We start from the raw sequence: 7,633 nt of genomic DNA on the forward strand, positions 1-7,633 counted from the left end.
TCAATCCTTTATCACGATTTTTCTTATTAAAAATTGATAAATTATCTTCTTATTGCCACACATAAAGAAAAGATCCGATTTCATATAACATTCGATACAGCCAGAACTTAAGCGCACCACTTTTCAGACCTTCGGCTTGTGTATCCGGTGGAGGATCTGGGATGACATCAGGCAATTTATCCAGATCAAGGTATTCCAATAGTTTCTTGGTTGCGAACCTGTACGTCGTTTTTCCTGTTCTGATAACATCAATCGGAAAATTTCCTTCGCGGAGCATTCTGTGAGCGTCACGAATTGATATTCTCGCCACGCCGCAAACCTCTTGAAGATTAAGAATCAATCTCATTCGATCCCCAGCAGGCAATTCAGTTCCTTGGCGGGGATGATATACCGCCCACCGATTTTGATGACTTTCGTAGGGAACTGACCGTTTCTTACTGCAGCATATGCACTGCTCTTCCCCAGCCCTAGTATTTTTGCAGCCTCTTCAACTGTGTATGTAGCTTTGATACTCTTAGACATGATTTCCTTTCCTGGAATCATCAAGCCCGTCACCTCTGCTCAGGTGGCGGGCAATTTACTTTTGCGCTTATGCGCTGTGCCTGTGGAGGGAATCGAACCCCCAACCTTCACGACAATGAAGTCAGATGCTCTGTCCGTTGAGCTACACAGGCTTGACCTTGATTTTGTTGTAACGCCGGGTCGTTCCTCACATCACTAAGGTGTGGTTGTCAGGCTGGGTGGTCATTCCCTGCCTTGCTCCGGCCAGTCGTCATCGCAGCCACCTGTATGCTGCTCTTCCTGGCGGGGTATCCCCCGGCGCAATTCACTATTGAGTTCTCACATATCGTGGCCATCAGCGCGACCCCACACCTTTCGGTGGTCGCTAGTCCTGAGACCCAAGTGCCCGCGGGGAGGCTCGCACTCCCCCGCCTGCTAGTCGGGCTGTTTTACTTATTCGCGTCGAGCAACCAACGCAGCTCACGTACTGCGTGCTCAAGCGCTAGGAAGTCGTGATCTGAGAAGTCGTAGGGCCCGACTTCGAGGACGAACCCCGCACCGGTGTTGTGGCTAATTCGCAATGGCACTCTGGCCCATGAATCGGTGTCCGGGGTGTACGGCTCCGGGATGCCGAGTTCCTGGATGACATCCCGGGACGCAACCTCGTCACAGTCAGATCGGTCTGCATCGTGCAGTGGGAAAGGTGAGGACATGTCACGCAGCATTGCGGCCTCCGAGATCCAGCTCCGACTGGTCAGCACGCAGCCACTTACCAACAGCGCGCTTAATGGCAGCAGCGCCAGCCGGAGTGATCTTTAGCGTGTGGTCAACCTCGCCACGGAAACGCGGAGCATCATGGTTCTGTCTACGGATGAAATACGGCTTCTTGTCCGCATACTCCGAGTACCGGTACTGAGGGACGATCTCCCCAGTCTTTTGTGATCGGCGCGATGAGGTTTCTTTGTAGATCCAGCCCTTTTCAATCAAAAGATTGCGGAGTGCTTTCTCCCCCATATCTAAAGTGGATGCCACGGTTCGGAAACTCAGCTGGTCGGATTCAGCGACATAAGTGTCGTGATACTCGACGGCAGGGGCTGCTGCTGCGAGCTGCTCGGCTTGCTGATGGTTGGTGGATTCCAGTTCTTTGATTCGGGAGTCGGCGAAGATGACAGCGCGAGCCATAAGTTCGTCACGGGACATCTCCGGGCCCCTGTACCCACCGGTCTTACGGATTGTTGGGAGAACCTCTCCGTAAACCCAGGACTGGAAACGTTCGACCTGAGCGCGAATATTTACATCTTTCACGCGGGCTGCTTGGCGATTGCCGATTGCCCGGTAGAACCCAGCCTCAGTGACGACGGTGATGCGCTGCTCTCCCCCAAGGGTCGGAGCTATCTCCGACCCTTTCTCGGCCTCGGGAATGCTACGGAGCATGTCGCGGGCTTCTGCGAACCCGAGCGATTTGGCCAACCCCGGCGCGGCGACTTTAAAGCTGTCACCGTCAGGGATCATGTCGATTTGAAATTCTCCGTTATTGAATGGGGTAATCTGGGTGTGGGCTTCCTGGTGCATCAGGGAGCTCCTTTCTTTTGTGGGGGTTAAGCGGCTTTCCGCTCTTCTACGGGGTCAAACCATGCGCTGGTGTAGTACTCGTCTCCCTGCAGTGCGCTGACGCGGACCGCGAGACGTTCGGACACTTCAGCCCCGGCGCGGAGCAATGGCAGCTGTTCGGGCTTCACGCCGACATACAGGGCGAGCTGCTGGTCAGTGGTGAAATTCCGGGAGCGTGCAATGGCATCTAATGCGCCTGGACGGAAGCGGTAAGTGCGTGTTTGCATAGCAATCACTTGTGCCTCCTTGTGCTTATCGGTGCTGTTCGCATCGACTGATCTAAGCATGCATCATGTGATCTAGTTTTGCAACCCCTTGGTGTGAAATAACTTTATTTGCCCACGTATTGCCAGCTAGACATGGTGATGCTAAAATAGATCACATGAACATCGAGCAATGGTTTAACACCATCACTGGCGGCGAATCGCAGCGGACGGTCGCCCAAAAGATCAACATTCAGCAGTCCAAGCTCTCCCGGCAGATCGGGGCAGGAAAGCTGGACCCTGAGATCATTCGAGACATTGCTCGCGCATATGGGGTCAAAGCGGGTGACGCCCTTTTAGAGACTGGGTTCCTTGAAGTGGATGACCTGAACCTGGTGGGCGTGGAGGAAGCTCTCGGACACGCAAAGAACTCTCAGCTATGGATAGAGATGAGCAAACGATCAGACCCCGAGGGCCGCCGCGTTTACCGAGCAGAAGGAAAGCCGGGAGTCATCGACCTGGATGACGAAGTGCTTGAAGAGTCGGACGCTCAGGTGTTTGAATTCCCCTCATCCCCCACCGTCGACCCCCTCAGCGATGAAGAGCTCGAAGAGGCTGTCCGGGACGCTAACGCCCGACCACGCGCTGCACACCCCGCAGACGACACCGAATACACCGAACCTGAATCCCCCTAGGAGGAGGGTTGGACCTCGATAAAATCGCTGAACTATTCGGGGTCCGGGTCGCTGAGACTAACGACCTGGACCCCGAGTGGAACGGCATGTATCTCCACCACCGACGACTCATACTCCTACGGAAGGGCCTCGACCACTGGAAGCATCGCACCATCCTCGCCCACGAGCTCGGTCACGCGTTCTACGGCGACGAGCATCACGGGGACCCCCGTTTAGAACTTCGAGCCGATCAATACGCGGCCAGGCTGTTAATCAGCGAAGATGAATATAGGGCAGCGGAACACCTACACGGACCGCACCCCGGCGCGATCGCGCACGAACTCGGCGTCACCCCCGACGTCGTGACCACGTGGTGCGACATCTACAGTCGCACCATCATCTAAGGAGTACTCATGGATTTCATGGAAATCGCTAACAACATGTCCAGCTACCAGGCCAATGAATGGACTGCCGGCACTGGTCTGTCCCCCGCCCTGATCGTGCCTGCCACCATCGTCATCAGTGTGGTCGGGATTCTTGCCACGGTGCTGCTGCCGTCACTGATCACCGGCAGCATCGGCTACTAAAAACAAAAAGAAGCCCTCTTCACCTGGCCGGGAAGCACAAGGGTGAAGAGGGCAAATTAATATCCAGAGACTATCTAGACACAGGAGAAGTGTACCAATGCCTCAGAAGAAAACCACCGCTAAGGGAACGATCAGGTGGGTGGGGCGTTTCCGCCCACCCGGAGGTAAAGAAACATCACGTAGTTTCGACACCCGGCGTGACGCGAAAGCATGGGAAGACGAACAGGCCCGTAACTATAGGCGTGGGGTGTGGCTGGATCCGAGCCTGGACAAGCTGACGGTGAAAGAGGTGTACGACCGGTGGGCGGATCGCCCGGCGCGGGAGAACTCGAAACTGGTGTATGCCCAGGTGTCTAAGAACCTTGGGCCCATGGGTGATATTTATGCCCGTAAACTCACCCGCGCCGATGTGGATACCTGGTATCGGGTGTTGATTTCGGGGCGCCCGTGGGCTGGTAATGAGCCCCTATCCCCGCGGGTGGCACGCTCGATGGTGTCTCACCTGTCGGCTGCGATGACCATGGCGGTTGATGAGGAGTGGGTGGGCCGAAACCCAGTGCGGATCCCGAGGTTGGATCACGATGATGTTGTCCGGGTTAATGATGTGCCCACAGGTGAGGACATTGAATCAATTGTGGATCTACTGCGATCAGGTGGGGCGCCGTATGAAAGGAAAGAAAAAGGCAAGCTGGTGACTGTGACGTCACAGCCGGCGCCGGTGGTCGCCGATATGGTCCTTGTGGCTGTGGGGACCGGGGCGAGGATCTCCGAATTGTGTGGCCTGGATGTGGGTGATGTGTACATGCTGCGGCGTGAAATAGATATCACCTCCCAAGCGCACCACGTCACCGGTGAGAGGGTCTCACCCAAAACGAGGTCGTCGGCCCGGGTGATCCCGGTGGGTAATGACCTGCTGCCGGTGCTAGATCGACTGATCGACGGTCGTGGCACTGACGAGCCGCTGTTCGCCACCCGCAATGGGGTGTCCTACCGGGCGGAGACCGCCGGGAAGCTCCTGCGTAGGGTCGCCGAGGACCTCGGGATGGAGTGGCGTTTTCATAGCTTCCGGCATTTCTACGCCTCCCGCCTGATTGCCGGGGGCCTCCCGGTCAATCAGGTGCAGCGCCTTCTTGGGCATGCTGATCCGTCGATGACGCTTCGGGTGTATACCCACCTGTGGCCTGACTCCGATGATGTTGCCCGGCGCGCTATTGAGGGGATTTTGGGCGGCGACGGGATTATTGCGGGATCATCGGTGGGTCGGGCTGCGTTGCGGTCGGTGTGACCAGGCGTTTTATCCTTAACCCTTAGTCCGGGATGATGATTTCCGGCGTAGTGGGATCGGCATTTCCCGGCCTGCGGTTTCCTGAATCCCCAGGCCAGAAGCGTTAAGCGCGTTTCACTCATTGCACCTATTTCACGTATTGCGACCCGGAAGCGGGATTATTGCGGGATCGGAGGAGGCGGCGATGTCAGCCGCCAGACCGTCTACACCATCCGAGACAACCGATAATCCCCACCGCACACCCATTCGACACACCCCCTATAGTCAGCACCACCCCACTAGAAAAGGAAAACCGCCCCCACCACCGTGAGGTGATGGGGGCAATGCTAAATGTCTTCTCGGATCTCGGTAGGTACTTCCACATCATGCACGGACTCTGGGTGGAGCAATCGCCACGCCCGAGCGTATCGAAGCGCGGCCCGATATTTTCCCTGGAGGGAATCAACTTTGGTACGCAAGGAATCTACTTTTCGGGTCAGGCTCTCAATGTCCCGGTCGCGGGATTCCAGCTGTCCCTCTGTCCAGTCCTTGACGGTGTCGAAGAACTTTTCCCACTCCGGGCCGCGGGACTCTACCTCCGCCGTATTCTTCTGCCCTTTCTCAGTGATTCGGGTTGAGCCCCAAGTGGCGAGACCGGTAATCATGGCAACAAGCACCATCCCGGCCACACCTTCCCACGTGTCTGGCACTATCCAGCCTCCCGTCTGGGGTCGATCGTGACAACAACTTGCGGGTCACGACCGCGCCCAAATCCCCACGTGGCTAGGCCTGCGGTGGCAAGGTACCCGAGGGCTGAGACATAAGCCCTAGAGCTGTCCCCTGTGGCCCAAATGATCAGGAAAGATAGTGCCCACAAGGAATTGAGCCCCACGGCCAGGCCGACGGTGATTGGCAGGATCCTCGGCACGACAGCGGCCGCGAAACAACCGACACCGATCAGAATCCACACCCACGCCCACACTGTCGGTGATAGCTGCCCCTCAAGCCAATGCGCGGGGATCCGATTCACGTCCACCCGAAAGTAGGACACTCCCCGCACAATCGCGATCAGCCCCAGGATATTCAAGCCTGTGGCGTCGGAGGTCACAGCGCGCTCGATGCGCGACCTCATGGCTTACTCCTCGGTGTCGGGGGCCCGGTGCTCACCCACATAATCCGGGTGCTGATCCGATGCCCTACCGGTGTTGATAGCAGCGAGCAGACCACCGATGGTCGCAGCGATCGGCCCGACCTGCTCCAGCCACGAATCAACCTGCGCGGAATCAGCAAAACCCATAGCAGTGAGTACCAGACCAGTGACAGCGACGAGGACGTAGATGGCGAGGCGCAACCACCATGGAGCCAGTGGGGACATCCGGGAAGTTGGTTTAGCTGGCATCAGAATCGTCCTCCGCCTTTGCTTTCAGGGAACCGCCGTGGATGTCCTCAAAGCCTGGGATTTCCATCTCTGCGCCGATGGTGGCCATAGCATCCACAATGGTGCGGTCATCCAGCTGAGACCAGCCCGGGTACTGGCCAGCGTCACGCCCACCAGTGAGCTGTGCGCGCACGTCTTTCACATCGGACCCGATGGGGCCGACGAAACCGCCGATGAACTCGGTGATGTGCTTGCGGGTCTTTTCCGCTTCTGCGGTGATATGGGCTTTCAAAGCCTCAATGTCAGCCATGCTGAGTTCCTCATCTTTCGTATTTCCATCATTGACGTGGTTTGCCAGCCAGGGGGCTGGGTCTTCATGCTTGCCACCGGTACGGCCAGGTGGACCCCACACTTCAAAGTGCAGGTGCGGACCAGTTGATCCACCCTCAGAGCCGACGCGGGCAATGAGCTGCCCGGCTTTCACGCGGTCGCCACGGCGCACATAGATTTCGTGGTGCCGCATGTGCCCGAAGATGAAATCCTTACCAACTTGGGATTGTGCGTCGATCCATACCCAATTACCGAAGCCTGACACGCTTCCAGGGGCACGCTCCGCACCCTGAATGACCACGCCATCAGTGGGTGCATAGATTGGGGTGCCCAAGTCGGCTGCGAAATCCAGGCCTGCGTGCATGCTGCCCCACCTCATCCCGTACCCAGAGGAGGTGGTGTACTTCTCGTCGCGCATTGGGTGATACACAGCAGGTGCCTGTGGGGTGCCGGGGAGGATCGCTGCACCCATTGTTAGAGCGCGGTGGTAGCGGGCACGACGATCATTGATGCCATTCAGGCCACCATTAATAGCGCGGGTGACAGCTTCCAAATTTCCAGCATCGGACAGCGCATTGCTCTGTGGGCGGGCCACCACCCAATACCAGCTGGCTGCAAGGAACCCCCACTTCGGGTCCTCCCGCACCAGGTGGGGCTGTGCCTCGAAATCCAGGGTGGTGTGCCCCTGAGAATTTGCCCATCGGGTGAATGCCCGGAAATTTGATCGCCCGGTGAGCTGGATCGGACCACTGCCCTTGAACCTGCGCCCGTCTCCCGCGTAGTGATTCCCCAGATCAGCCCGCCACTCATAGGCTTGCCCGCTGGCAATCTCCTCCATATGGAAAAGCCCAGATGATTCATGCCCGATCTGAGCGGCGAACATTGCAGCGCGGTTCACCGTGGTGATATTCGCTGCACGAGCGGCGTTTTCATATGCTGGCAAGAGCCGCTGGAAGTCATTGAGTCTCAAACTACTGGGCTGCATTACTCTCATTAATGTTTGTGCATCCATGTCGCCCCTCCTTTCTGTGTGTATGGTGCCCTACCTGCGTGTGCGGTCAGGGCATAGGAAAACCCCGCACCAG

Annotated in this window: 13 protein-coding genes and 1 tRNA gene; 4 read left to right on the plus strand and 10 right to left on the minus strand. The window is 57.3% G+C overall.

What is annotated here, in order from left to right; genetic code table 11:
• Window positions 1-49: 49 nt before the first annotated feature.
• The 6 genes from Q0M74_RS12005 to Q0M74_RS12030 all read right to left on the minus strand — a co-directional run bounded on the left by Q0M74_RS12005 (window position 50) and on the right by Q0M74_RS12030 (window position 2,348).
• Entirely contained in the window at window positions 50-340 is a 291-nt protein-coding gene (locus Q0M74_RS12005) for a hypothetical protein (RefSeq protein ID WP_293954782.1), read from the minus strand.
• Window positions 341-342: 2 nt separating this feature from the next.
• Entirely contained in the window at window positions 343-522 is a 180-nt protein-coding gene (locus Q0M74_RS12010) for an AlpA family transcriptional regulator (RefSeq protein WP_293954784.1), read from the minus strand.
• A gap of 77 nt (window positions 523-599) precedes the next feature.
• A tRNA-OTHER gene (locus Q0M74_RS12015) sits at window positions 600-674 on the minus strand.
• Between the two features lie 276 nt (window positions 675-950).
• Entirely contained in the window at window positions 951-1,214 is a 264-nt protein-coding gene (locus tag Q0M74_RS12020) for a hypothetical protein (protein WP_293954786.1), read from the minus strand.
• A 1-nt stretch (window position 1,215) separates the two neighbouring features.
• Entirely contained in the window at window positions 1,216-2,013 is a 798-nt protein-coding gene (locus Q0M74_RS12025; protein ID WP_293954788.1) for a phage antirepressor KilAC domain-containing protein, read from the minus strand.
• An 86-nt stretch (window positions 2,014-2,099) separates the two neighbouring features.
• Window positions 2,100-2,348, minus strand: a complete 249-nt coding sequence (locus tag Q0M74_RS12030; RefSeq protein ID WP_293954790.1) for a hypothetical protein — start codon at window positions 2,346-2,348, stop codon at window positions 2,100-2,102.
• Between the two features lie 146 nt (window positions 2,349-2,494).
• Between Q0M74_RS12030 and Q0M74_RS12035 the strand changes: the two genes are divergently transcribed.
• From Q0M74_RS12035 to Q0M74_RS12050, 4 genes are all read left to right on the plus strand, one after another.
• Complete coding sequence (locus tag Q0M74_RS12035) at window positions 2,495-3,010, plus strand: hypothetical protein (RefSeq protein ID WP_293954792.1); 516 nt, start codon at window positions 2,495-2,497, stop codon at window positions 3,008-3,010.
• Window positions 3,011-3,018: 8 nt separating this feature from the next.
• Entirely contained in the window at window positions 3,019-3,393 is a 375-nt protein-coding gene (locus Q0M74_RS12040; protein ID WP_293954794.1) for an ImmA/IrrE family metallo-endopeptidase, read from the plus strand.
• Window positions 3,394-3,402: 9 nt separating this feature from the next.
• Window positions 3,403-3,576 (plus strand): hypothetical protein, encoded by a 174-nt coding sequence (locus tag Q0M74_RS12045; protein ID WP_293954796.1) that lies wholly within the window; start codon window positions 3,403-3,405, stop codon window positions 3,574-3,576.
• Window positions 3,577-3,673: 97 nt separating this feature from the next.
• A complete protein-coding gene (locus Q0M74_RS12050; RefSeq protein WP_293954798.1) occupies window positions 3,674-4,861 on the plus strand; it encodes a site-specific integrase in 1,188 nt (395 codons plus the stop codon).
• Between the two features lie 326 nt (window positions 4,862-5,187).
• Here Q0M74_RS12050 and Q0M74_RS12055 read toward each other — a convergent pair whose 3' ends face one another.
• Genes Q0M74_RS12055 through Q0M74_RS12070 form a run of 4 tightly spaced genes read right to left on the minus strand, consistent with a single transcriptional unit; the run spans window position 5,188 to window position 7,491 of the window.
• Window positions 5,188-5,550, minus strand: coding sequence for a hypothetical protein (locus Q0M74_RS12055; RefSeq protein ID WP_293954800.1), 363 nt, complete (start codon window positions 5,548-5,550; stop codon window positions 5,188-5,190).
• On the minus strand, window positions 5,550-5,972 hold the full coding sequence (locus Q0M74_RS12060) for a hypothetical protein (RefSeq protein ID WP_293954802.1): 423 nt from the start codon (window positions 5,970-5,972) through the stop codon (window positions 5,550-5,552). Before Q0M74_RS12060 ends, Q0M74_RS12055 begins: the two co-directional genes overlap by 1 nt.
• A 3-nt stretch (window positions 5,973-5,975) precedes the next feature.
• Window positions 5,976-6,239: a hypothetical protein gene (locus Q0M74_RS12065; protein ID WP_293954804.1), complete on the minus strand. Its 264-nt coding sequence runs from the start codon at window positions 6,237-6,239 to the stop codon at window positions 5,976-5,978.
• Window positions 6,229-7,491 (minus strand): peptidoglycan DD-metalloendopeptidase family protein, encoded by a 1,263-nt coding sequence (locus Q0M74_RS12070; RefSeq protein WP_293954806.1) that lies wholly within the window; start codon window positions 7,489-7,491, stop codon window positions 6,229-6,231. Before Q0M74_RS12070 ends, Q0M74_RS12065 begins: the two co-directional genes overlap by 11 nt.
• Window positions 7,492-7,633: the final 142 nt, after the last annotated feature.

Source organism: uncultured Corynebacterium sp. (assembly GCF_945649885.1).
Lineage (GTDB): Bacteria > Actinomycetota > Actinomycetes > Mycobacteriales > Mycobacteriaceae > Corynebacterium.